A 24988-nucleotide genomic window follows, 5' to 3' on the forward strand; every position below is an offset into this window, starting at 1 on the left:
CAAGCTGTTTTCTACATGATCCTCCCTTTAAATAAACTTAGGATGAGTATTCGATTGAGTTTTTATTGGTTTTTTGTGGTGCTTGCTTTTGGAATTTCATGTTCGGAAAAAGAGCAAGCGTCTTTTAGTTTTGTGCAATTGTGTGACACTCAATTAGGTATGGGAGGCTATGCTCATGACCAAGAAACTTTTAGGCAGGCGGTTAAACAAATCAATGAAATTAACCCTGATTTTGCTGTAATATGTGGTGACTTGGTTCACAATGCAAGTGACAGTTCTTATGCTGATTTTTTAGAAATCATGGAAGGTTTTAACGTGCCTTGCCATGTGGCTCCCGGAAATCATGATGTAGGCAATGTGCCCAATGATAGTACTTTAAGCTATTATAGAAGAACCATTGGAAAGGACTATTTCGATTTTGAAAACAAAGGTTATTCATTCCTTATTACCAATACCCAACTATGGAAAGAAGATGTAGCTGACGAATCACAAAATCATAATCAATGGGTTGTTGAGACTTTGGAAGCCCAAAAATCCAAAAATGCCCCCGTTATTGTGGTTGGTCATTATCCCTTGTTTTTGGAGCGACCGGATGAGGAAGAAGAATATTTTAATATACCTCCTACAAAACGAACAGAGATATTGGATTCATTCAAAAAGAATGGTGTAGTAGCCTATTTATCCGGACATACCCATGAGTTGGTGGTTAATCAATATGAAAACATTCAATTTGTCAGTGGAGAAACCACAAGCAAAAATTTTGACAAGAGGCCTTATGGATTTCGAGTTTGGGAAGTTTCCAAGGATTCTCTCCAGCATCATTTTGTCCCACTAACTGATATAGATCAATAAGGTTTTAGTGCTGGTAAGGGTTTGGTTGAGGGAGATTTATTAAGGTAAGACCATATAATTCCACTAAAAGAGTTAAAAAAAAGCCCTATGAGCCAACCGAGGTACAATCCATTTTTGACCATTGAAATCGACCATCCCTATTTTAATGGAGGGAATAAAGCTCCGATTTCAATTTCACCAACTATAAAAACCACTCATTTTTTTTCCCGGTATGGATTATTGATGAAACAAGCGCAAGGAACGATTGTACTATTTGCGCCATCTACCGTCCCTTTGGTAGGGTTATTTGAAAAGGTTGTCCATGATGTTGAGATGCATTCTTTAGATTTTGAGATGAGACCAGAAGATCCATTTTATAGTAATTATACGAATTTACCGAAGCCTTCCTATGTGTGTTCAATTTATTCAACCGCAAGAACTTTGGATCAAATTGAACATGAGTCTATTGACCTTTTTCCGGAGTTTAAAGCTGTTCAAAGTTTTGACAGTATAGGCAAAATTCACATCGAGTTAATAGTCCTGATTAGGATTTTGAAAACGAATAAGGCTGCAAAGTTTATTCCCAAAATGGAAGCGCGTTCAACCCTTTGGCAGTATAATATAATCACACGAATCGCTTTCAATGAATTGGCCATTGTAAGCGATTCGGATGTCCAGTTTTCAGAACCAACTGAAGTTTTATTACAAGACGGGGTGAAAGCCTGCCAATTCGCTAGTAAGGTGTTGATTCCCTGTAGGGCTATTCCTGAATATTCATTTAGATTATCACAAAATGGAAGCCTAGTAATTAACGAGTTGCCAAGTCCATCCTTGGGATCAATTGAAATCAGGTTATTAGATTCAGTACCGATTGCTTATTCTCCTATTTTTGTTTATTTGTAGTAGGTTCACGCGTTTATTAGCTACCAAATGATTTATAGTTTCCTCCTATAGGTGGGGCGTCCTTTTACTCACCTTCTTCTAAGCCTAGAATAAATGCGGCTTCTTTGGAAATTCTATCCAGCGTACTTTTCTTGATATATTTTCTTTGGTCGGTTTGTTGGACTTGGTCTCTTTTACAAAAATAACTATGAATGGCCCTTCTTGGCTGGGTGCTATGATTAGTGGTGCCACCATGCCAAGTATGGGAATTGAAGATAACAACAGACCCGGCTTCAGCTACAATGATTTTTTCATCGGGATGTGAATCCATCGGGTCATTCATGACTTCTGCAGGCAATGTAGGTTTCAAATGAGTTCCCGGAACTACTCTTGTTGCGCCATTTTCTATATAAAAATCATCTAATAGCCAAATTGAATTACAAACCATAAATTCCTGGTTTTGAATAGACTCAGGCCAGTCTACGTGAAGCTTCTGTAAGCCTGCGCCCGGAAGTGCAGCCCTGTAATTGAGTGAGGAAAGTTTAAATTGCTCTCCAAGCACCAGTCTGATTGCTGCCATAACTTTAGGATGGGTATAAAAAATATCAAAAGCCGCTCCTTTATTGACTAAATCGCCAAGTCTGCTTGCTCCGGATTCTTTGGGATGTTTTATACTGGGAGATTGCATTAATTCAGCTCCTGCATTATCACCTTCTTCTTCCAGAATTTCATTGACTCGATTTCTTACGACTTGAAGGCTGGCATTGTCCAGTAGTTTCCCTAGGTTGAGGTAGCCGTTTTCCCTTAAAAAGTCTTGTTCTTCTTGGCTCAACAAGTTAGAAGAGACGCCCATTTTTTGGAGGATATTTTTCATGGTTATATGGGTTTGTTTTTTTTGTTTGCTACAAATATTATCCGGCTTATTCAAGCTTTTCCAATCGCTTTAATAATGGAGGGTGAGAATAATGGATAAAAACATATACAGGGTGAGGATCTATATCAGAAAGTGTTTTGACGGAAAGGGTTTTCAAGGCTGTGGCTAATGGCGGACCACTGAAAGTGGTTTTTGCAAAATCATCTGCCTCAAATTCATTCTTTCTGCTTAAATAGTTCATGCCTATGCCAATAATCAAAGATATTGGCGAAAATAACATGGTGAAGCCAATGATATTAAGATGAATCGCCATTTGGTTTGCCCCAAGGGCCATGCTTAAAGGTTCACTGAAAATAAAAAGTGAAAGTATATAAAGCAACAGTCCTGTTTGAAGGACTCCTGCAAGAATTCCGGTTTTTATATGCCCTTTTTTGTAGTGTCCAATTTCGTGAGCCAAAACAGCGACCAGCTCTTCCTGTGAATGTTGATCGATCAACGTGTCATACAATACCACTTTTTTACTTTTGCTAAAGCCTGAAAAAAAGGCATTGGCTTTTGATGAGCGTTTACTCCCATCCATCACAAATACATTCTTTAAAGAAAAACCAACGGATTGGGCGTAACTGGTAATGGTTTCTTTCAACTCGCCTTCCTCCAAAGGAGTCAATTTATTAAACAAAGGCAGGATGAGTCCGGTATAAAATAAATTGGCCAATAACATAAAGAGGGCGGTTACAATCCAGAAAATCCACCAGAAATCCTGCCCCAACTCCAAGATTAACCACAATAAAAGAAAAAGTAAGGGGCCACCAATAATGATGGAAAGGAGGTATCCCTTTACCTTATCCATAAAAAACGTTTTTACTGTACTCTTATTGAACCCAAAGTCATTCTCTATTTTGAAAGTTTGGTAATAATCGAATGGAAGAGAGAGAAGGTCTGATCCGATAAAGACTATGGCAAAATAGGTCAATGTAAGGGCCATTGGAGATTGAAGGTATTGCCTCAACCAGTCATCCAACCAGCCAAATAAACCAAAAACAATCAAAAGAAATGTCAAGAAAAATGAAAAAGTGTCGGAAAACAATCCGAAATTATATTTGGTACGCTGGTAGGCTTTGCTTTCTTTTAGTTTCTCTCTATCCAAGTAACCATCTAGATTTGCCGGGATAGTTGTTGTATTTCTATTTACATTGAGGTAGTCAATGATTTTTTCAAAGATAAAATTAAAGCTTATAACGAGCAGTAGGAGGTATTTGATAGTCTCTTGATCCATTCGGTAAAATTATTAAAATTTTGGACATGGAAGAATCGTATCTCTTTTTCTAGGTGCACCGGGGTTTTTTGGTGGGAAGATATAAGAAAGGCTCACTTCGTGCGCACCTCCGGATTGAATACCTAGTTTGGAAACTGTATAATCAAAACTGTACCCCATGTTTAGTCCGGAGGGTAAATTGAAACCAAGCATCAATACGATAGCATCTCTATTGCTCTGTTTTTCTACCGGTTTGTATGGAAGTCCTCTGTACCATAATCCAAGTACAACCGGCTCTAAATAAAGGTATCCACCTAGGTCTAGTTGCTCAAAAGGTCCTTGGCGTTTGTAATTGATGGTGGGGGTGAAGTACCTTTCTCTGTAAGTGTGTGTAAAATCATTACGTGGTGCCCCTCTTCCCAAAGATATCCGGTACCCGGTATGGATGGAATACTTAATAGGAAGTCGGCTAATATTTTCGTCCAGAAAACTTTGGTTGGGGCGATTGACATGATGCGTGGAGAGTCCGAACCAAAAATTGTCAGTAAATAGCAAGCCGCCAAATGAGGCAGAAAATAAACCTATAGGGTCTCCTAAGCCTACAATATCATTTCCTGGTAGAATTGGTCCAAATGGATCCGAAGGGTTAATTTGATTGGCAAAGACCAGATTTTCATAGAATCCAATATCTCTGCGGATATAACTCGCTTGAAAACCTGGCTTAAAATAAAGATTATCTCCTAATTTGAGTTCATAGGACAAGATCCCGGAAATAGTTGTGGATTGCAAGCCTGAAACTCCTTCGGTATCATTGGTGACCAAAAATCCAACGCCAACATTGTACTCTTCCAGAAAAGCATCTCCATAAGCGGAAAAAGTTGAAAAGTTAGCATTCATTCCAGGCCATTGATTTCGGTAATTTACACCTACTCTCGTGGCCAGCTCAGCACCTGCAAAGGCAGGGTTTAAATAAAGAGGAGCAGCATAGTATTGGCTGTATTGGGGGTCCTGGCTATAGGCGTTAAATCCGAAGACCATAAGGACAAGCGTTAAAAAAACTGTATTTATTTGTGTTTGAAACAAAGATTTATTCGTTTATTGAATACCAAACAGTTTATCAACGTATAGCTATTAAAAACTGTATGCAAAGTTGTGTCTAATTTATGAATTCTAATCATTTTAAATGCATATTTAATTTATTTATTAAAGTTATACCTTTGATATGGTGTTTGGGTTTCCCTATGAGCTCGGATGCTCAAAGCTATAACAACAATGAATGGATTTTTGGATATTGTGAAGGAGGAGACAATAATTACATCTCTTTTGGTAAGGATGGTAAGGCCAATGTTGAAAGCCTTTCAGAAAATATAACCTTTGGTAAGGCCAATTCGGCAATGGCCATAGATCCGATTTCCGGAGAAATACTATTCTATACAGATGGGGCTTTGGTTTACAATTATTTAAACGATGCCATGCAAGGAGTAGTGGGGGAATTGGGTGGTGTAGAAACAGCCAAACAGTCCGTGGCCATATCAGCTTTGGATTATGATGTCGATCCCAATGGAGCCAAAGATTTTTATATTTTTTATATCAGTGCTGATGGCCAGTTGCAATACAGTTTGGTGGACATGAATGATCAGGGAGGAGCTCCGGCAAATCAACCTCCAGCAGGGGCGGTTAGTCAAGGGGGAAGCATTGGGAATGCTCAAGGTGCTATTTTAACAGTAAAGTCAGGTAGTTCTCCGGACTATATCATCAGTTATGATGATGGGAATTTAACAGCAAAACGGCTTGAAGACCAAGAAGGCCAGTTTACAGATACGGATACTTTGTCTTTGTCCTCAGCACCTCAAAACATGATATTTGATGAGGAAAGTGGAATATTGTACATCGTTTCCGACATTGTCGGAGAGGATATTTTGTCCATTCCTTTCGATCCTGATACTGGCACTTTTGGGGCGTCTGAAACTTTGCAGGGAACAGGGGGAGCTGAATTAGTAACAGGGCTGGAAGTCTCCCCGGAAGGAGATTTCCTGTATTATGCGCAAGGGGATGACTTGATGAGGTTTTTTATTAGCGATGAAGAAATAGACCCGGAAATTCCGGAAAGCCAAATCCCTTCCGATACGTCAGTTGCCATGCCTCTTGAAGCTGAAATATTTAAAATTTATGATGTCAAGGTAGGGCCAGATGGGCAACTTTATTATATATATGAAGAAGTAGAAGGAGGTCCTCAGTATGTCGGCAGAGTGTCCAATCCGGATGAATGGACATTGGTAGGCTTGGGTATAGAAGAGCTACCATTTAACGGAAGTGATTTTTGTGGTACAGTATTTCCCCAATTCTCACCCAATATTGATTTGGGGCCAACGGTTGATTTTACATGGCAACCCGAAATGCCTTGCATGAATACCTCCATTCAATTGACAAGTGAAGTGACCCCTTTGAATTATCGACCAGTAAGTTTTGAGTGGGAGATTTTACCCCCGCTTACTGATGAGAACGGAGATGAGATTGAAATGGATCTAACTGTTGAGCATTTGTTATTGCCTCAAGAGGCTACAGCAGAGCAACAAGTAACAGTTAGCTTAACTGTCACCTATGCCAATGGGGAAACGGGGAATGTCACCAAAAGTATACCATTAACAGAAAACAATTTAACTGCCCAATTTAGCCCTTCTGATACTACCTTATGTGAACCTTCTTGTATTGATTTAATGCCATTAATTGAAGCACAGAGTGAAAGTGAGGATGGCGGCCAAGGTGGGCAACAAGGAGGAGGATTAGGTGGAGGTACAGGAGGCCAGGGACAAAGTGGTCAGAATTATGAATATTTTTGGTCCAATAAGCGGGATGAAGGCTGGGGGCCCGAAGCTCCGAATGAGGTTTGTGAACCGGGATATTATTGGGTATTGGTAAGGGAACAAGGATCCAATTGTTATGCTTATGCAGGAATTAGGATTAAAATATGGGATGTAGAAGATCAAAGCAATAATATTTGGTATTTTGGAGATGGTGCAGGTTTGGATTTTAACAGAGATCCGGATGATCCGGATGCTCCTACCCCTCGTCCTATAGAAACTCCACATCCACAGGATATTCCTGCAGGAGTTACCACGGTATCAGACCAAACAGGACAGGTGTTGTTTTATACAGATGGACAAACAGTCTGGGACTTAAATGGCGACCCTATGCAGAATGGGGAAGACATAGGTGGAGACAACCTTTCGAGTAGCAGTGTCCTTGCCGTGCCAATTGCGGCAGATGAGACCATGTATTATTTATTTACCACCCAATTGGGAGCCGGAGGGCAAAATGAAGTGAAGTACTCACTTGTAGATATTAAAGGAGATAACCCTGAGGGGATAGGGAATGTTGTTACCAAAGACAATTTGTTGTTTAGTCCCAGTACTCAACATTCGGCAGCGTTTAATTCAGGAGACACCATTTGGGTGGCTTTCCATGAGCAAGGGAACAACACCTTCAGATTGTACCCGGTCAGCGATGAAGGGATAGGACAGCCGGTGTTGAACTCAGTAGGAAGTAATTTTGACTTTGGAAATGGTGTAGGGACAATGAAATTCTCAAATGATGGCAGCAAGGTGGCAGTGACATTTCAAGTTGGAGGGGAGAATAAAGTTGAAATCTTTGATTTTGATCAAGAAACTGGAGAGATGACCACCTATGCCCAACTGGATATGGGCTCAGAAGGAGACATATATGGATTGGAGTTTTCGGATGATTCCAACAGGATATTTGTGTCCTATACCGATGGAGGGCCAGGGATAGAAGAGTATTTTATTCAGAGCCTCGAGGAAACCGATAACAGTGATCCGGAAAATCCGGTGACTACCGTGTGTCCGGACTGCTTTGAAGATGCCGGAAGTCAAGAGGAAATTCAAACTTGTATACTGTCGAGTAAAGAAGTGATTAATGATACAGAGAGTCTTTCTTTGGGCGCACTTCAAATGGGGCCTGATGGGCAAATTTATGCTGTAGTGGTTGGATCAAATCAGATTGGGCAAGTGCAAGTAGGGAGTAGTTGTAATCCGTCCACTTTTACCCAGTCAGGAGTGGAAGCCATGCCAGGAACCAGCAATTTGGGCTTGCCGTCTTTTGTGCAAAATTCGGGTAGCTCCATTCCTGATCCTGCACTGGATGGTCCGGATAGGCTATGTTTGAGCAATGATGTTGGTGCCTTAGGAGAATTTGAAGCAGGAGGGGAGCCAGATATTGATATTTACAATTGGACCATATTCAATGAGGAAGGGGAGGTTGTGGATGAATTCTTAAATGGAGGGGAGGACCTACAAGCGTTAGAATATTTCTTTCAAGAAGTCGGTATATATACTGTTCAATTACAGGTAGACCGATGTGGGACACCTTGGGAAGAAGTGTTCAGACATGAGGTGGAAGTTGTTCCTTCCCCTGTAATTACCCTGCCTGATGAAATATCACTTTGTGGCGAGGAGATATCATTGGTAGCTGTTGACCCTGATGATCCCAGATTGGATGAATATTTGTTCAGGTGGGTAAATGCAGCTGGAGAAGTAGTTGGCAATAGCAATGAATTGCTAGTGACAGAAGAGAGCATTTACACCGTTTTTGTAGCCTATGATATACCGGAAGACTATGAGGGGGATGAGGAATACCAAACCTGTCCTGCCAGTCAATCGGTTTTTGTTGGCCCACCTTTTGACTTTACAATTGAGCAGTCATCAGCTACAGTATGTTATGGCGATTCAGTCCGTTTTTCGCCGGATACACCCGTGTCCGGACTTTGGTCAATCCGTTTGGGAACCAATGGTGAATATTCGGAAATCGGCGAAACTCAGGAGTTAACTTTAAGCACCGCTGACCTTGATGGGCCGGGAGCTTATGAGTTACTATTCCAGACAGCTGATCCGCTAAACAGTGATTGTTTGGTCGAAAGAACAGCCACTTTACAAGTAACCGGATTGCCTGAATTTTCTTTAACAGAAATAGAACCTTCAGAAAGCTGTACGGTGACCAGCGGAAGCATAGTAGTGGAGGCGAATTCTCCATTGGATAGTTTGGTATTGGAAGAAACAAATCAAGTCTTTGCAGAAGTACAAGAAAATGCCCAAATAACATTTGATGGCTTGGCGCCAGGAACATATACTTTCATAGGCTATACTGGTACTTGTGAAAACACCCTTTCAGCGGTTGTGGAAAACAATAGCCCACCCGATGATGTCACTTTCACGGTGTCTACCTTACCCGAGTCATGTAGTGATGTCGGACCTCAGGATGGTGCCATTGTTATTGTTTTTGATGGAGAGCCTGTTTCCGGTGAATACTCGATAACCAATGTGGAAACAGGAGAAGAAGTAACGGCTACTTTTACAGATCAGACCAGCATGAATATTCTTCTTCCTGCCGGAACCTATATAGTGGAAGTTTCTAATGAATTGGGTTGTGTGGTTCCTGCTCCGGGTACTTATGATATTGCATCGGGAGAAGAAGAAATTTCATTAAGCAGTCCCGGGTTTTGTGGAGGCGTGCTTACTTCAGAAGTTTCATTGGACAATGAAATTTCCGCTACAGATCGAATTGAATGGTACAGGGTAGTTGGCGCTACTAAGAATTTGATCGCCGGTGAGGAAAACCCTGTATTAATTGTTAGAAACCCCGGAACTTATGAGGTTCGACTGCTCAATGAAGCTGGCTGTCTATTAGGTACTGAACAAATTACCATCAATCAATCTGATGCTTTACCCCCGGTATTGTCACCAAATTATATTATTTGCGCTGCATCAAATGATTTGGTTACACTCGATGTGGGAGTTTGGGACACTTATGAATGGAGCAAGGATGGGGCTTTGGTAAGTACCACACCTACATTTACACCTACAGAAGAGGGAGACTATGAATTGTTTGTAGTTGATTCAGAAGGATGTGATTATACCATTGAATTTAGAATTACGGAGGTTTGTGAAGTGAATGTGACTTATCCCAATGCCATAAGACCAGGTGATCCGGACAGAAATTTCCTGATTTATACTACCGGGGATATTGACATGCTTTCTGTTTTAATTTACAATCGCTGGGGTGAATTGATTTATTTCTGCGAGCAAGAAAATATTTCAGAAAACCTTTCTATCTGCGCTTGGGATGGCATGGTAGACGGTAGAAAAGTGCCTTCGGGAACATATCCGGTGATTGTTAAGTTTACCAATGAACAACAAAATATTAATAAAGTAAAAAGAGACGCAATTGTCGTAATTGAATAGTATATGATAGTATTGATTTCCCCTGCCAAAACCCTTGATTACAACCCCACAGCTATTTCTATCAAAAGTCAGCCTGTGTTTAAAAAAGAAATTGCAGAACTGGTTTCAATTATGAAAAAAAAATCCGGCAAAGCGATTCAAGATTTAATGGGAGTAAGTGAAAACTTGGCAGACTTAAATGTAGAGCGGTATAAGCAATTCTCAGATGTTTTCAATGAAGAAAATGCCAAACAGGCGCTGTTAGCTTTCAAAGGAGATGTGTATACCCACATAGATGTGGCGTCCTTTTCTGAAGAAGATTTTTCCTTTGCCCAAGAACATTTAAGGATTTTATCCGGGCTTTATGGACTATTGAGGCCCATGGATATGATTCAGCCCTACAGGTTAGAAATGGGGGTAAAATTAAAAAACAAACGAGGTAAAAACCTCTATGAATTTTGGGGGGATAAAATTACCAAGGCACTTAATGAAATTGCAGATGAGCAACCTGTAATTAATCTTGCCTCCAAAGAATACTTTAAAGCAGTAAAAAAGAAAGCCTTAAAATCTCAGCTGGTAAGTCCGGTATTTAAGGAGTATAAAAACGGTTCTTATAAGAACATTGGCATTTTCTCTAAACAGGCAAGAGGCTTAATGACAGATTTTATCATTAAAAATAAAGTAGAAGATCCTGAAATGCTGAAAACCTTTAATGAAGGAAAGTATGAGTATTCAGAAAGTAAAAGTAGCTCCGATGAATGGGTGTTTATTAGGTGATAATTAATTGTCTACTCATTCTTTTTTTTGGAGGAAGTTTTTCTATTGTCGTCCTTTGTAGGGTAAAACAATTTATATAAAATTTGAATGAGCTGAAAAGATGGAGATTTAATTAAAAGTTTTACTTTTTTTAAATTGTTTTATTTATATTATTCGAAATATTTAAGGGGTCAAATTCTCTTTTTTTCATATTTATTTGGTAAACTTGATAAATTTAATTTTTGAAATATGATAAGCGTAGACTTGATTGCAGGGGCTCGCCCTAATTTTATGAAAATTTCTCCCATAATAGATGCGATAAACGCAGCTGCAGGAGAAGGAAAAGCAATAAACTTTAGACTGATCCATACTGGGCAACATTACGACAAAAACATGTCCGGAAGTTTTTTTGAACAGTTGGGGATTCCTGAACCGGATGTCAATCTTGGCGCAGGTGGGGGAACTCAGGCTGAGCAAACAGCAGCCATTATGATTGGCTATGAGAAATTGCTGATGGAAGGAAATAAACCTAACCTTTGTCTGGTGGTGGGAGATGTGACATCTACAATGGCCTGCACCATTACAGCCCAAAAACTTCATGTAAAAGTGGCTCATGTGGAGGCAGGGATAAGGTCCGGTGATTGGTCCATGCCCGAAGAGATTAACCGTATGGTTACGGATAGTATCACGAATTATTTTTTCACTACTTCAGAAGTGGCCAATGAAAGCTTAAGGAAAGCTGGTGTTGAGGAAGAGCGAATCTTTTATGTGGGCAATACCATGATTGATACTTTACTAAAGCATAGACCTAGATTTCAGAAGCCGGAAGTATGGGATAAAATCGGCTTGGAAAAGGGAAAATACATAGTAATGACTTTGCATAGGCCTGCCAATGTTGACCAGGAAGAAAAACTGAAAGAATTGATTCAAGAAATTATAGACCATTCAGGTGGCTTGCCATTAATTTTTCCTGTTCATCCCAGAACCAAGAAAATGCTACAAAACCTGGGTATATCTCATGAAAGACTGCATATGATTGATCCTCTGGGGTACTTGGAGTTTAACTTCCTTGTTGAAAGTGCAAAGGCGGTGGTTACCGATTCAGGGGGGATCACTGAAGAAACCACAGTTATGGGTGTTCCTTGTATGACCTTGAGAGACAATACGGAGCGCCCTGAAACCATCACAGAAGGAACCAATGAATTGCTTGGAACTGATCCAAAAGCCATAAAGCCTTCCATGGAGAAATTGTTTTCCGGGAATTGGAAGAAAGGGCAAATCCCTCATTTATGGGATGGCAAAACGGCTAAAAGGATTGTAGATATATTGCTCCAGAAGTTGGGGTAATGCCTTGACCTAAAGTAAATAATTTCAATTTATTGCCCTTTCTGACAATAGAAAATTATTTCTTTTTCAGGAAGGGCATATTTTTTTATTATTTCTTCCGGCAACTGCTTAACAAAGTTGTTTTCAGATACCATTAAACCAGATTGACTCAACCTTTTGGCATAATCTTTACCATATTTTCGGACATGATCACTTTGACCAAACACCCGTTCCCTTTCTTTCGGATCTGTAATGCTTTCGTCTTCCAGCGTCACTTCTTGTTCGTATACCGGCGATTGGATAATTCCCCAACCATTGGGCTTCAGAACTCGATTGATTTCGGTACAAGCTTTTATGTCATCCTCTACATGTTCCATAACATGGTTGCAAAAAACAACGTCGAATGAATTGTCTTCAAAGGGGATTTGATGAATGTCCATTTTTACATCCGCCAAAGGTGATTCTATATCGCCGGTAATATATTCCAGGTTTTTCAATTTTTTAAAGCGACCAAGAAAACACAACTCTGGCGCTACATGTAAGACGCTTTGTGGGGCTGTAAAAAAGTCAGTTTCCTTCTGTAAAAAAAGCCACATCAGCCGATGTCTTTCTAAACCCAAGCAGTTGGGACACAGTGCATTTTCTCTAGCTTTTCTTCCATAGGGTAAAAATTTGCGAAATCCTTTTTGACAGATATTGCAGGTTACAGTTGATCCTTTATAAATCACTGCAGCGATCTTTAGAAAGAAATGGCTAAAGAGTTGTAAATATTTTCTAGGAATATGGCGTATTGTCCAACTAATCATTGATTTCATATTGCAAATATATAAGGTAGCTTGGAAATGGCACTTCCTTAAGCGAAAATGATTATTTAACCAGTTGGAAGCTTTTTACTTAAATTTAAATGTTAACTGAACACTTAAATTATTATTCTAGTGGCTATATAAAATGCTATGTGGAGATGTTTTAGGTTTCACAATGGCTAAATTTGAATGTATTTAACACAATCAATATGAAAAGGAATCTAATATACGTCGCTCTTGGAAGCCTATTGGTCATCGGAGCCTTGTATTTTTTCTTTGCTTCAGGAAGTACCGGAGTAGAAAATAATATTTTGGCAACCGTTGATGAAGGGGAATTTCGTGTAGAGATCACTACTTCCGGAGAATTAGAAGCACTTCGTTCTGTTCAGGTATTTGGTCCGGCTGAGGCAAGGAGATTTCGAATTGGAAGCTTTACCATTGACAAAATGGTGGATGAAGGAACGGTAGTACAAAAAGGAGATTTTATTTGTTCTATAGATAAAACTGAATTGTTCGGCCGTTTAGAAGATAGAAGATTGGACTTAGAACAAACAAAAGCACAATATGAACAAGTTCAGTTGGATACCTCTTTGAATTTACGTGTAGAACGAGACAATATTCTAAATCAGCAATACATTGTTCAGGAACAAGAATTGATTTTAGAGCAATCACAGTTTGAACCACCTGCCATTATCAAACAGAATGAGTACAATGTAGAAAAAGCCAAAAGAGAGCTGGATCAAGCCAAAGAAAGGTATAGAATTAAAACCCTTCAAGAAAAAGCCCGCATGATGGAAATTGCAGCCAAACTCAGAGAGGATGAGTTGGAGGTGAAGCAAATGGTGGAAGTTTTGGATAAATTTGTAGTAACAGCTCCTCAGGATGGCATGGTGATTTATGTGGATTATAGGGGCTCAAAGGTGAAAGAAGGCTCCCAAATCAACTCTTGGAATCCTGTTGTAGCTACTTTACCGGACCTAACCACCATGCAAAGCATTACCTATATCAATGAGGTGGACATCAGAAGGGTTAAGGTAAACCAACAAGTTGAAGTGGGAATGGATGCATTTCCGGATAAGAAATACACAGGCGAGGTGAAAAAAGTGGCTAATGTAGGGCAGCAAAGACCAAACTCTGATGCTAAAGTTTTTGAGGTAATCATAGAAATTAACGAAAGCGACCCGTTGCTGCGTCCTTCCATGACCTCTAGCAATACCATTATTGCAGATAAATTAGACGATGTGCTATACGTACCATTGGAAGCGGTAAATGTGGCCAATGATAGTATCAATTATGTTTACCTAAGAAATGGAGTCAAGCAAGAAGTATTGTTAGGGATGACCAATGCCAATGATGTAGTCATTGAAAAAGGGTTGAGTCAGGGACAATATGTTTATTTAAATACCCCTGATTGGGGAGAAAACATTGCCATAAATTTACTAGAAGAATTGAATGGTAAAAGAAATCTTGACCAAAAAGAGGAGGAGGAAGAGCCATTGGCTACAGTGACAGATACTTACTAAACTGGATTTTTTAAATTTTAACAATCTCCTTAAAAAACCAACCAAGATTTATGTTCAATGAAAGGTTATTAGCAAATTTCTACATTGCTTTCGAGGCTGTATTGGCCAATAAGGTTCGGTCATTATTGACTGCTTTGGGAATTATTTTTGGTGTGGCAGCGGTAATAGCCATGCTGGCGATTGGAACCGGAGCCCAGCAGGAAATTATGGAGCAAATCAAGCTTGTTGGGGTAAATAATATTGTAGTCGAACCTATTGTTGAGCAGATTGAAGAGCAGGTAGATCAAGATAGCGGAATGGAGCGCGAGAAAAGTAAATTTTCTCCAGGACTGAAGTTGGAGGATGTACAAGCCATTCAAAACGTTATTCCGGGAATCAATCGCATTAGCCCTGAAATTGTCATGGATACTTATATTGTAAAAAGTGGCATTCGCCGTTCTGCGAAGTTAGTGGGGGTGGATGTTGCTTATTTCGATGTGTTGGATTTTCAATTAAGAGAGGGTCGCATGTTCAGTAAGAAGAATCTTGTTGAAGGAAACCCTGTTTGTATCATTGGCAGAAATGTGGCAGCCAGATTTTTCCCCAATGAAAATCCCATAGGCAAACGAATAAAAAGCGGAAGCCAATGGTTGGAGGTAATCGGAATCTTGGAAGAGCGACTTGTTTCTGAATCCAGTATCTCCAAATTAGGGATAAGGGATTTCAATATGGATGTTTATATTCCTATTCAAACCATGTTGATCCGATATCGAAACAGAGATCTGGTCACTGAATCCAGGTTAAATGATTCCAATAGTAACAGCTCCGGCAATTATCACCAAATTGATAAATTGGTTATTCAAGTTTCAGAAAGTGAGCTCCTTAATCCTACAGCAGAGGTTTTAGCAAAAATGCTGGAAAGGAGACATTTTAATGTGGTTGATTTTGAGATCACCATCCCTGAGCTATTACTCAAACAGCAGCAAAGAACTCAGAATATTTTTAATATAGTCCTTGGAGCAATCGCAGGTATCTCTCTACTAGTGGGAGGAATAGGGATAATGAACATCATGTTGGCTTCTGTGATGGAAAGAATAAAAGAAATTGGCCTAAGACTTTCGTTGGGAGCAAAAAAGAACGATATTGTAAATCAGTTTCTGTTCGAGTCAATTATGATCAGCGTAAGTGGAGGACTGTTAGGTGTTATATTAGGTGTGGTTTTGGCACACCTTGTATCCACTTTCGCAGATTTCCCTACAGTGATTACTTTAAGTTCCATCGTTTTGTCTTTTGGTGTAGCAGCCACTGTTGGATTGGTTTTTGGGATCACTCCGGCAAAGCGCGCTGCAAGTCAAGACCCTATAACTTCTCTACGTTATGAATAAAAAATATTTATCAATTACAATTGCCCTTCTTTTTCAGATTGCTTTTTCTGCCTCTGCCCAAGAAGTGGTAAGTTATACACTTGAAGAAATTATCGAAAGGGCTAAAAACCAATCCCCCGCAGCCCTAAATGCGGATACCAGAAGGGAAAATAATTATTGGATTTATAGATTATTTCAAGCTGATTATAATCCTCAATTGCGTTTGGAAGGGACACTCCCGCGTTACTCTCAATCCTTCACTAATGTTACCCAGCCGGATGGTACCATTGAATTCAGAGAAGTGCGACAAAATTTCGCGGATCTTGAGTTAGGGTTGAGGCAGGTTATAGCCCCTACCGGCGGTACCTTATCAGTCAATAGTTCAACGAGTAGATTTGATAACTTTCTGTCCTCAGACGCTGAAAACCAAACAAGATGGAATGGGGTACCTGTGAATGTTCGTTTGACTCAACCTATATTTGCTTACAATCGCTACAAGTGGGACAAAAAAATTGATCCTATTAGGTATGAAGAAAGTAAGCGGGAATATGTAGAAGAAATGGAACAGATTAGCAGGGTAGTGACCCAAATGTTTTTCCAATTTCTTGTTGCCCAAGTGAATTTGGACATTGCAACCAAAAACTTACAGAATTCAGAGGCCATACTAAAGATTGAGCAAGGCAGGTATAATATAGGGACCACTTATGAAGATAAATTACTTCAGGTAGAATTACAGGTACTTGAAGCCAGGCAGGGAGTTGCCCAGGCAAAGTTGGATATGGAGTCATCTTCTTTATCACTAAAATCTTATATTGGCTTGAATGAAAATACCAAGCTAAATTTGGTATTGCCCAGTGTAATTCCTGATTTTGATGTCGATGTACAAAAAGCCATTGAATATGCTTTTCAAAATCGATCGGATGCGATCAGATTTGAAAGGCAAAGAACGGAAGCTGAAGCTCAAGTCGCTCAAGCAAGAGGGCAAAGGTTTCAAATGAGTTTGAATGCCAGTTATGGTTACAATAAAGCAGACCTAATGTGGTCAGGCATTTATTCCAATCCAAATACCCAAGCCTTGGTAAGTTTAGGTATTAATGTACCCATTCTTGATTGGGGTAGAAATAAAGCCAGAATGAGTATCGCCAAAGCCAATCAAAAGCTGACCGAATTTGAAATTGAGCAGGACATTATCAATTTTGAGCAGGAAATTTTCACCAAGGTGAGGAACTTTATCATGCTTAAAGATCGGGTGGAAATCACAAAAACTTCTGATTTGGTGGCCGATAAGCGTTATGAGATTTCATTCAGAAGGTACCAAAGTGGAAATGTGACGATTACAGATCTAGGCATAGCCCAGCAAGAAAAAGATAAAAATAGAAGAAGTTATGTTGAATCCTTGAGGGAATATTGGGTGGCTTATTATGAGCTCCGTGAGCTTACCTTATACGATTTTGAAGCAGATAATCTTTTGTATACCCCTGACATGGGCTTTATGGAAGATTAATTAAATAAGTAGGCTGTTGTGCTTATTAAAGTTTGGATTTAGTTTTTTTTCACTAACTTAAATAGGTGACATTAACAATTTTCTGTTCTGTGAAATTTCCCTTAGAAGGCCTGTAAAATAAAAGACTAGAACTATAAAAAAGCATCCGTTTTAAGGATGCTTTTTTATTTATGGCCGGCTAATCCGGAAAGAAGCATCTAAATTTAAATAAAATCCTTGTTCAAATAATTTACTCTTAATGCGGCCAAGGCTTGGTAATTCTTTCTTTGATATAGGCTTTATAAGAATTTCCCAAACAGTAAATTCCTGCCCCAAATAAAAGGGCAATATGAAAAAGGCCGTTGTTATATACACCTAGGATGGCGCCGAAAGCATCTAAAAAAGAATGGGACCGTAAAATATGATCTCTTACCCAGCCTATTGAAAAAACAACCCGTAAAAAGATGGACAGTATAGCCAATACCCCGGCAGCTATACCAATAACAGGTTTTTTGTAGTGAATAAGCAGACCAAAGGCAGCAAACGTTTCGATAGCGGCCAAAATTATTGACCAAAATAGGTTGTATTCCAATGCTCCTATTAATTTTAGCTTAGTGAAGCCTCCAAATAATAGCAGACAGGCCAGAGATATTCTAATAATATGACCTCCTATGGCCTCAACTTTCAGATATTTTAAGAATGTTTCCAAGTAATCAATATAAGAATTATAGCGAAGTAATGCATAAAGGATGCCATTTTTATTCTCTTTTCCGATTAATTGATTTAATCAGAAAGAGAAATACCATAATGCTCCTAATTTGAGACTTTATTTCGATCATTTTGCCAGTATCAATGCCAGGTTTCCTGCGTTAGTCGGTGGTTGAATGGAATGTTTAATACCTCCTTTTAACGATATGGACTCTCCCCATTCTGATTCTTCTAAGCTTATCCATGACAATTCAAATTCCTTGGTGTGTGGGTTTAAATCTAATTTCACCTCTCCCTCTGCAGGAAAATATAGCAAGTACGACTCACCGGTCTTACCTATAAGGTAAGCTTCATTTTCTTCTCTGTCAGATAAACGATCCATCATGGGTTTTAAATTCCAAAATTTTACCTTTTCCTCTATTTTCCTTATCGTTTTGATGCTTTGTATGGGCCAATGACTTAACCCCAAACCATGAGGGGGTCTGTGAAATCTGCTGGAAGCAAAGCCACCTAAAATATTTCTAATGAATGTTTGCACGGCATGTTGGGTAGTAATTCCTCTGGAAAGCCAAGCTCCATGGGCATCACTACCATAAATTTTGACGGAATTAACCGGCCTGGGTTTGCCCTTGATGTAATTGAAGACATATTGTGCATTGTTCCAGTTGGTTTCACCTGTTTGGTGACTGTTTTGGGAGATATCTATAAAATCATACCGCTCCGGATTGTCTAATGTTCTTTTATGTTCCGCTGATTTAAGGTCCCAATGGTCCCACATTTCTGTTAAGACAATAGCTTTGTCACCTGATTTCTCCCTAAGGAATGAAGCCCAATAGGTGGCCCATTCTTCCCTTCCGCTTGTTTCATTGTCCAAACAGTAAAGTACGTTTCTATAGGCCAAAGAAATTGAAAGTAATTTTTCAACAAATGCTTGCTGGTATTTTAAAAGCAACTTATTGTTTTGAAGGCTGGGAGGAGTGAAGAAGAAGGGTTGTTTGTTTTGGCCCGGATGATCAGGATAGAGGCTATCCAACTTAGCTTCTTCGTAAGTGTAATTCACATTGTTTTTGGGATTGAAAGGATCCGTTAGCCATTGTTCCCTAGCATGGTCAAAACGATCCCAGATTTCAATCTGTACGATGATATTTCTTTCCTGCGCCAAACTTAACAGGTCTTCAAATTTTTGCCAGTAAGTGGAATTCCATTTTTTAAGGTCATACTTTCCACCCTCATTTTTGGAGAAGGCTTTTTCATCGGTTTCATCCCTATCACTCATGGTATTTCTGACATAATTGCCACCAATCATAGAAATGCTATCCAGGTGAGATTTTAAATTTGGCAACTGAAATAAGTTGTCATTGTCTGAAGCACCTAGTAAGAGTACAGGTTTTCCATTGTATTCCCAGTAGCTGGGGTTTTCTGACCAAGGTTGGATGCCTGAGGCTGAATTTTCTTCACTGTTTTCTATTTTACTATCGCATGCGTTGATTAAGAAGAAAATAGATAAGGGGTACAAATAGCTAATGCCTGTGTTTTTTTTAGAATGGCGACCCTTTGAATTGTCGGCTGAAATAATAGTAGTAAAAAAGTTAAGTATTTTACTAGAGAATTGACTCCTGAAAATGGCTTTTTTCATAGGGTTCATGGGAATATTGTTTGCAAGGGAGATAAATGATTAGGTGAATTTTACATCTTAATGGGATTACTTACTGGCTTCCACCTTAATCGAAATAGGCAATACCCTTCTAATATCAGCTATTTATTCCACAAGAAGAATTATTCCTATCGAAATTTTAAAAGAAGTTTAGGTATTATATTAATCAAATAGCTGTTCTCAATCGTATAATTGTTTAGGTATAGCGATGATGCGATATATTATTTGTTAAACAAAAGAGGCTCAAAATTTGATTTTTGAGCCTCTTTAACCTTAGTTATACATACAAATCAAATTAAAACTCCGCATTTCCCGGAGTTCTTGGAAATGGTATTACGTCACGAATGTTTCCCATACCTGTGACAAATTGTACCAGCCTTTCAAATCCTAAGCCAAAGCCGGCGTGAGGAGCAGTGCCAAATTTCCTGGTATCCAGGTACCACCACATTTCTTCTTTGCTTATTTCCAATTCATCCATGCGTTGGGTTAGTTTGTCAAGATTTTCTTCTCTTTGCGACCCCCCAACAATTTCACCTATACCGGGGAATAAAATATCCATGGCTGCCACTGTCTTGTTATCCGGATTTAATTTCATGTAAAATGATTTGATTTCTTTCGGATAGTCAGTGATAATCACAGGTTTTTTAAAATGCTTTTCCACCAAAAACCTTTCATGTTCAGATTGCAGATCTGTTCCCCAATCTTCTATGGGATAGGCAAATTTTTTCTTTTTATTTGGTTTGGAAGCCTTTAAAATATCAATAGCTTCTGTATAAGTGATCCGTATAAATTCATTTTGGGTAACAAAGGAAAGCCTTTCCAATAAGCCCAACTCACTGCGTTGGTCAGCTTTTTTGCCCTTCTCTTCATCTGCGGCACGTTTGTCCAAGAAAGCAAGATCTTCTTTGCAATGTTCTAAAGCATAACCTATGACATATTGAAGGAAATCCTCAGCAAGATTTTGGTTGTCTTCGGCGTCGAAAAAAGCCATTTCTGGTTCAATCATCCAAAATTCTGCCAAGTGTCGGGTGGTATTGGAGTTTTCTGCCCTAAAAGTGGGCCCAAAGGTGTAAATTTCTGACAACGCCATTGCCGCAAGTTCACCTTCCAATTGTCCGGAAACGGTTAGATTGGTGGCTCTTCCGAAAAAGTCTTCTTGAAAATCGATTTGTCCGGCTTCGTCTTTGGCAGGATTCTTCAAGTCCAATGTGGTTACCTGAAAGGTTTCGCCAGCACCCTCAGCATCAGAAGCAGTGATGATAGGAGAGTGTATATAGACAAAGCCTTTTTTGTGGAAATATTGGTGTATTGCAAAAGAAAGCTGGTGACGGATGCGGAAGATGGCACCAAAGGTATTGGTTCTTACCCTTAGGTGTGCATTTTCCCTTAAAAACTCAAGTGAGTGTTTTTTAGGTTGAATAGGGAATTTTTCCGGATCAGCTTCTCCCAAAACCTCGATGGAGGTAGCTTGTATTTCTGTAGATTGTCCTGAACCTTGAGAATTTACAATTGTTCCTGTGATTTTTAAACAAGCTCCGGTATTAGCTTTCTTAAGAATATCTTCAGAAATTAATTGTGGATCGGCCACACATTGGTAATTCTGGATACAAGATCCGTCATTAATGGCAATGAAAGTTACATGTTTGTTGCTCCTTTTGGTTCTAACCCAACCCATTAGGGTTGCTTTTTCATCCGGAGTAGGGTTCTCCAGTAAATCTTTTATTTTAATTCTTTTGTTAAATGACATGACGATACCTTGTTATAAAGTAAAAAACCCAAAAGGGGGAACATTTAATTTGAATGCAAAAAAACGATATAATAAGCTTTTTATCAAAATTTTGATCTTATTTCCTAAATTTGAATTCCAATTGAGTTTATTGGAACACAAAATGGAAATAACTTAATACCGTAATAGGTTTTAATATATGCAGAAACTGAATTTAAACCAGATATTATCTCAAAAATTATCCCCTCAGCAGATACAATTTATTAAATTGTTGCAGGTTCCTACAGCTGAACTTGAGTCCAGAATAGAGGAAGAGTTAGAGATTAACCCCGCCTTGGAGGAGGGGAAAGACGTGGAAGCTGAAAACCCAGCGGAGGAGTTTGCAGACAGTGCGGATGTTGCTGAATCAAAAGATGACAAAGACATCAATATTGAAGATTACCTAAATGAGGAGTATGGTGGGTATAAGATGCAAGGGGATGGTAATTATTCAACGGATGATGAGGAAAGAGACATGCCCCTTTCCAGCTTTAGCTCGCTTCATGAGCAACTGCTTTCTCAATTAAATTTCCTTAAATTAAACGACACTCAAAAGTTAATAGGTAAGCAGTTAATAGGAAGTATAGAGAACGACGGTTATATAAGGAGGGACCTGGAGGCCATTATTAATGATTTGGCATTTAGTCAGAATGTTGAGACTGATCTCGATGAAGTAGAAGAAATACTTTTTAAAATTCAATCCTTCGATCCTCCTGGGATTGCCGCCAGAAATTTGCAGGAGTGTTTGATTATTCAATTGGAGCGAAGGAACACAGAGGAAGGATCCTTACTAAAAAAAGCCATTTTTGTGGTTCAAGAATGTTTTGAAGAATTTACAAAGAAGCATTATAACAAAATACTAAAGAAAGCCGGAATAGGAGAGGAAGAGCTCAAGGAAGTGATTCAGTTAATTACCAGGCTCAATCCAAAACCGGGAGGAATTTCTGACGGTATGGTCAGAAACCATTATGTAATTCCGGATTTTATTCTAAACAATGTCAATGGGAAATTTGAAATTGTCCTGAATTCAAAGAATGCACCCGAACTTAAGGTGAGCAGGTCCTATTCTGAGATGTTTAGTGCCTATGATAAGAGTGATAAAAAAGATAAAAAGCTCAAAGAAACGGTTTCTTTTGTAAAACAAAAACTAGACTCAGCGAAATGGTTTATAGATGCCATTAAACAGCGGCAACAGACATTGATGCGTACCATGCAGTCTATTTTAGATTACCAGCATGATTTTTTCCTTGATGGTGACGAAACCAAATTACGTCCCATGATCCTGAAAGACATTGCAGAAAAAATAGATATGGATATTTCCACCGTTTCCAGAGTAGCCAATAGCAAGGCCATCCAGACAGAATTTGGAGTGTTTCCTTTAAAGTATTTTTTCTCTGAAGGTATCGCCACAGATGGAGGAGAAGATGTGAGTAATCGAGAGGTAAAAAGTGTTTTAAACAAATTGGTAGACGAAGAAGACAAGAAAAAGCCACTTTCTGATGACAAATTGGTCAAATTATTGAACCAGAAAGGGTACAATATTGCAAGGAGGACAGTGGCCAAATACAGGGAACAATTACAAATACCGGTAGCAAGGCTTAGAAAAGAGTTATAGTGTTTAGGAAATTAGCTTTAAGTATATCGGTAATTTTTCAGCCTTTGGTAATCCCTACTTTGATGGTGGTTACCTTATTTTATATGGTTCCGGAAGCAACAGTTGTACCCAAAGGAGCCAAGTGGGCAGTACTGCTATTGATCAGTTTCTCTACCTTTATGGTGCCCCTACTTGGATTGGTGGGCTTGAGGTTTTCAGAAGTTATCAATAGCTTACAGTTGCCTGAAAGAAAGGAGCGGATTTACCCTTTTGCATTGGTTTCTGTTTTCTACAGCATGACCCTTGTGTTTTTTTACTGGAAGCTAAATATTGATCAGTTGTTAATAGTTACCCTGGGGTTGGTTACAGTTTCTTTAATTCTTTTGACCCTGATAACCATTTTTTGGAAAATCAGCGCCCACCAGACAGCCATGGGGGGATGGGTTGCTATCGTTTCGGTTTTGTCAATAAGATTCAATTCGGAACCTATGTTTTATTATTTCTTATTGATCATTGTGCTTAGTGGCTTGATTGGTACTGCCAGGTTGTACCTAAATGCACATCGGCCTTCAGAAGTTTACGCCGGATTTATTTTAGGATTTGGGATCTGTTTCCCGGTTTATTATCATTTACTTATTAATTGATTGACATAAAAAAAGGAGTGGATATTTAAATCCACTCCTTATATATACGTCAAGAATAGATTTCTTTTAGAACAAAGCTACTGATACGCCAAAGTTGAATTGAGTAGATTCTGTTCCATAAGGACCTTGGTTTCCTTCGAAGACCCCATTGAGACCATAGTATCCCCACACATTAAAGCCTGGGAATCCTAAACGGGTGTAAACACCATAGCGGATTGGGTTTAAACCATAATTCTGTGAGTTTTTAATTTTCTGTTCCAAACCATCTCCGTTAGTATAAGCAATTTTAGTATGTGCATTGTATAGCAATCCTATTTTACCTCCAACAGCCACACGGATTCCGCTATCATAGTCATCATGATTTACATGGTATCGAAATTCTAGTGGGATGTCAAAATAATTTAACGCCATTGTATTGGTAGAAACACTAGCATCTTGTCCATATACATTAGTAATGGAAGTAAGCATACTTGAATTTACAGATTTGTCAGGATCTGACACCAAGGTCATCCCATCTTTAAAAGCGAGTTTTTCAAGGCCGAGACCTAAGCCCGGATTGAAAGTGAAACCTGTATTTTGACCTAATGGGATTTGTGTTTGGTAATAAACGTTAAATACCCTTGAAGCGATAAAACGCGTATTTAGATCCTCTGGCCTATTATTTAGCATATTGAATCCAAAATCCAGAAACAAGTCCCCGGTAATGTTTGGTCTGCCACCTATAGATGAACGTTCCTTTTCTTGGGCTTGAAGCTGAAAGGTGATCAATAAAATTAAGGATATAATGGAAAGTCTTTTCATGAAAACAAATATTTTTTAACCTATCGAACGGCTAAATTAGGAAATAATGCTTGATTTGGTGGCCTGTTGATCTTAATTATTCTTAAAATATAATTAATAGGTACGTAATAATCATTTCATTTTTCTCTCAATTCATGCTTTGTATTATTCATTTTATTCTTTACCTTTGCATTCCATTTAAAAGAAATGGCCTCGTAGCTCAACTGAATAGAGTACTTGATTACGGCTCAAGAGGTTCCAGGTTTGAATCCTGGCGAGGTCACAAATTGAAATAATAGCATTGATTTTTGCCTTATATATGGGGAAAAAAGTTTTTCAAAAAAAAGACATTTTCCCATTGTAAAATAAAAAATAAAGTGCACCTTTGTCATCCCAAAAGCGGGGAAAGGAAGTAAGAAAAGAGGGGTTAAAAGATCTCAAAATTTATTTTCAAAAACATTTTGCAGAGTTAAAAATTTCATTTATCTTTGCACTCCCTTAACGAAACAGTCAGAAAACGATCTGGCAAAAACG

Annotated in this window: 18 protein-coding genes and 1 tRNA gene; 11 read left to right on the forward strand and 8 right to left on the reverse strand. The window is 38.9% G+C overall.

The window, feature by feature from the left end; all coding sequences use genetic code 11:
* The first annotated feature begins 42 nt into the window (after positions 1 to 42).
* Positions 43 to 852 carry a metallophosphoesterase gene (locus ACYVHJ_RS19245; protein ID WP_460518083.1) on the forward strand — a complete coding sequence of 270 codons (810 nt, stop codon included), beginning with the start codon at positions 43 to 45 and terminating at the stop codon, positions 850 to 852.
* A gap of 87 nt (positions 853 to 939) precedes the next feature.
* A complete protein-coding gene (locus ACYVHJ_RS19250; protein WP_339902510.1) occupies positions 940 to 1734 on the forward strand; it encodes a hypothetical protein in 795 nt (264 codons plus the stop codon).
* Between the two features lie 64 nt (positions 1735 to 1798).
* Here the strand turns inward: ACYVHJ_RS19250 and ACYVHJ_RS19255 are convergent, their stop codons facing one another.
* The 3 genes from ACYVHJ_RS19255 to ACYVHJ_RS19265 are packed head-to-tail and all read right to left on the reverse strand — an operon-like array spanning position 1799 to position 4925.
* Complete coding sequence (locus ACYVHJ_RS19255) at positions 1799 to 2587, reverse strand: phytanoyl-CoA dioxygenase family protein (RefSeq protein ID WP_339902509.1); 789 nt, start codon at positions 2585 to 2587, stop codon at positions 1799 to 1801.
* Between the two features lie 46 nt (positions 2588 to 2633).
* Complete coding sequence (locus tag ACYVHJ_RS19260) at positions 2634 to 3863, reverse strand: M48 family metallopeptidase (protein ID WP_460518088.1); 1230 nt, start codon at positions 3861 to 3863, stop codon at positions 2634 to 2636.
* A gap of 12 nt (positions 3864 to 3875) precedes the next feature.
* A complete protein-coding gene (locus tag ACYVHJ_RS19265) occupies positions 3876 to 4925 on the reverse strand; it encodes a PorP/SprF family type IX secretion system membrane protein (protein ID WP_339902507.1) in 1050 nt (349 codons plus the stop codon).
* A gap of 80 nt (positions 4926 to 5005) precedes the next feature.
* Here ACYVHJ_RS19265 and ACYVHJ_RS19270 point away from each other — a divergent pair, with 80 nt between their 5' ends.
* The 3 genes from ACYVHJ_RS19270 to wecB all read left to right on the forward strand — a co-directional run bounded on the left by ACYVHJ_RS19270 (position 5006) and on the right by wecB (position 12178).
* Positions 5006 to 10096, forward strand: a complete 5091-nt coding sequence (locus ACYVHJ_RS19270; protein WP_460518093.1) for a T9SS type B sorting domain-containing protein — start codon at positions 5006 to 5008, stop codon at positions 10094 to 10096.
* A gap of 3 nt (positions 10097 to 10099) precedes the next feature.
* Positions 10100 to 10852, forward strand: a complete 753-nt coding sequence (gene yaaA, locus ACYVHJ_RS19275) for a YaaA family protein (RefSeq protein ID WP_460518096.1) — start codon at positions 10100 to 10102, stop codon at positions 10850 to 10852.
* Positions 10853 to 11080: 228 nt separating this feature from the next.
* Positions 11081 to 12178, forward strand: coding sequence for a non-hydrolyzing UDP-N-acetylglucosamine 2-epimerase (gene wecB / locus ACYVHJ_RS19280; protein WP_339903800.1), 1098 nt, complete (start codon positions 11081 to 11083; stop codon positions 12176 to 12178).
* A 29-nt stretch (positions 12179 to 12207) separates the two neighbouring features.
* On the opposite strand, the gene ACYVHJ_RS19285 is transcribed toward wecB, so the two are convergent.
* Complete coding sequence (locus tag ACYVHJ_RS19285) at positions 12208 to 12972, reverse strand: class I SAM-dependent methyltransferase (protein ID WP_460518099.1); 765 nt, start codon at positions 12970 to 12972, stop codon at positions 12208 to 12210.
* Between the two features lie 197 nt (positions 12973 to 13169).
* Between ACYVHJ_RS19285 and ACYVHJ_RS19290 the strand changes: the two genes are divergently transcribed.
* Genes ACYVHJ_RS19290 through ACYVHJ_RS19300 form a run of 3 tightly spaced genes read left to right on the forward strand, consistent with a single transcriptional unit; the run spans position 13170 to position 17330 of the window.
* Positions 13170 to 14483, forward strand: coding sequence for an efflux RND transporter periplasmic adaptor subunit (locus ACYVHJ_RS19290; protein ID WP_460518102.1), 1314 nt, complete (start codon positions 13170 to 13172; stop codon positions 14481 to 14483).
* 50 nt (positions 14484 to 14533) lie between these two features.
* A complete protein-coding gene (locus ACYVHJ_RS19295) occupies positions 14534 to 15847 on the forward strand; it encodes an ABC transporter permease (RefSeq protein WP_339903797.1) in 1314 nt (437 codons plus the stop codon).
* Positions 15840 to 17330 (forward strand): TolC family protein, encoded by a 1491-nt coding sequence (locus ACYVHJ_RS19300; protein ID WP_339903796.1) that lies wholly within the window; start codon positions 15840 to 15842, stop codon positions 17328 to 17330. The genes ACYVHJ_RS19295 and ACYVHJ_RS19300 overlap by 8 nt, the downstream gene beginning before the upstream one ends.
* 235 nt (positions 17331 to 17565) lie before the next feature.
* On the opposite strand, the gene ACYVHJ_RS19305 is transcribed toward ACYVHJ_RS19300, so the two are convergent.
* The 3 genes from ACYVHJ_RS19305 to asnS form a co-directional block, all read right to left on the reverse strand.
* Positions 17566 to 18018: a hypothetical protein gene (locus ACYVHJ_RS19305; protein ID WP_339903795.1), complete on the reverse strand. Its 453-nt coding sequence runs from the start codon at positions 18016 to 18018 to the stop codon at positions 17566 to 17568.
* A gap of 126 nt (positions 18019 to 18144) precedes the next feature.
* A complete protein-coding gene (locus ACYVHJ_RS19310; protein WP_460518107.1) occupies positions 18145 to 19662 on the reverse strand; it encodes a hypothetical protein in 1518 nt (505 codons plus the stop codon).
* A gap of 304 nt (positions 19663 to 19966) precedes the next feature.
* Positions 19967 to 21418, reverse strand: a complete 1452-nt coding sequence (asnS, locus tag ACYVHJ_RS19315; protein ID WP_460518110.1) for an asparagine--tRNA ligase — start codon at positions 21416 to 21418, stop codon at positions 19967 to 19969.
* Positions 21419 to 21596: 178 nt separating this feature from the next.
* Between asnS and rpoN the strand changes: the two genes are divergently transcribed.
* Both rpoN and ACYVHJ_RS19325 read left to right on the forward strand, forming a co-directional pair.
* Positions 21597 to 23051: an RNA polymerase factor sigma-54 gene (gene rpoN, locus ACYVHJ_RS19320; protein WP_339905060.1), complete on the forward strand. Its 1455-nt coding sequence runs from the start codon at positions 21597 to 21599 to the stop codon at positions 23049 to 23051.
* Positions 23051 to 23674: a phosphatase PAP2 family protein gene (locus tag ACYVHJ_RS19325; protein ID WP_460518113.1), complete on the forward strand. Its 624-nt coding sequence runs from the start codon at positions 23051 to 23053 to the stop codon at positions 23672 to 23674. The genes rpoN and ACYVHJ_RS19325 overlap by 1 nt, the downstream gene beginning before the upstream one ends.
* 66 nt (positions 23675 to 23740) lie before the next feature.
* Here ACYVHJ_RS19325 and ACYVHJ_RS19330 read toward each other — a convergent pair whose 3' ends face one another.
* Positions 23741 to 24475 (reverse strand): porin family protein, encoded by a 735-nt coding sequence (locus ACYVHJ_RS19330; protein ID WP_339905056.1) that lies wholly within the window; start codon positions 24473 to 24475, stop codon positions 23741 to 23743.
* 188 nt (positions 24476 to 24663) lie between these two features.
* Between ACYVHJ_RS19330 and ACYVHJ_RS19335 the strand changes: the two genes are divergently transcribed.
* A tRNA-Arg gene (locus tag ACYVHJ_RS19335) sits at positions 24664 to 24737 on the forward strand.
* Positions 24738 to 24988: the final 251 nt, after the last annotated feature.

The organism is Cyclobacterium sediminis (assembly GCF_054781075.1).

What these genes read in the sequence shown, in the direction of transcription:
- ACYVHJ_RS19270 (WP_460518093.1), top strand. Translation starts at nt 5,006, where the DNA reads ATGAATTCTAATCATTTTAAATGCATATTTAATTTATTTATTAAAGTT.
- ACYVHJ_RS19255 (WP_339902509.1), bottom strand. Translation starts at nt 2,587, where the DNA reads ATGAAAAATATCCTCCAAAAAATGGGCGTCTCTTCTAACTTGTTGAGC.
- ACYVHJ_RS19290 (WP_460518102.1), top strand. Translation starts at nt 13,170, where the DNA reads ATGAAAAGGAATCTAATATACGTCGCTCTTGGAAGCCTATTGGTCATC.
- ACYVHJ_RS19285 (WP_460518099.1), bottom strand. Translation starts at nt 12,972, where the DNA reads ATGAAATCAATGATTAGTTGGACAATACGCCATATTCCTAGAAAATAT.
- ACYVHJ_RS19260 (WP_460518088.1), bottom strand. Translation starts at nt 3,863, where the DNA reads ATGGATCAAGAGACTATCAAATACCTCCTACTGCTCGTTATAAGCTTT.
- ACYVHJ_RS19300 (WP_339903796.1), top strand. Translation starts at nt 15,840, where the DNA reads ATGAATAAAAAATATTTATCAATTACAATTGCCCTTCTTTTTCAGATT.
- ACYVHJ_RS19330 (WP_339905056.1), bottom strand. Translation starts at nt 24,475, where the DNA reads ATGAAAAGACTTTCCATTATATCCTTAATTTTATTGATCACCTTTCAG.
- ACYVHJ_RS19245 (WP_460518083.1), top strand. Translation starts at nt 43, where the DNA reads ATGAGTATTCGATTGAGTTTTTATTGGTTTTTTGTGGTGCTTGCTTTT.
- ACYVHJ_RS19250 (WP_339902510.1), top strand. Translation starts at nt 940, where the DNA reads ATGAGCCAACCGAGGTACAATCCATTTTTGACCATTGAAATCGACCAT.
- ACYVHJ_RS19310 (WP_460518107.1), bottom strand. Translation starts at nt 19,662, where the DNA reads ATGAACCCTATGAAAAAAGCCATTTTCAGGAGTCAATTCTCTAGTAAA.
- ACYVHJ_RS19295 (WP_339903797.1), top strand. Translation starts at nt 14,534, where the DNA reads ATGTTCAATGAAAGGTTATTAGCAAATTTCTACATTGCTTTCGAGGCT.
- yaaA (WP_460518096.1), top strand. Translation starts at nt 10,100, where the DNA reads ATGATAGTATTGATTTCCCCTGCCAAAACCCTTGATTACAACCCCACA.
- rpoN (WP_339905060.1), top strand. Translation starts at nt 21,597, where the DNA reads ATGCAGAAACTGAATTTAAACCAGATATTATCTCAAAAATTATCCCCT.
- asnS (WP_460518110.1), bottom strand. Translation starts at nt 21,418, where the DNA reads ATGTCATTTAACAAAAGAATTAAAATAAAAGATTTACTGGAGAACCCT.
- wecB (WP_339903800.1), top strand. Translation starts at nt 11,081, where the DNA reads ATGATAAGCGTAGACTTGATTGCAGGGGCTCGCCCTAATTTTATGAAA.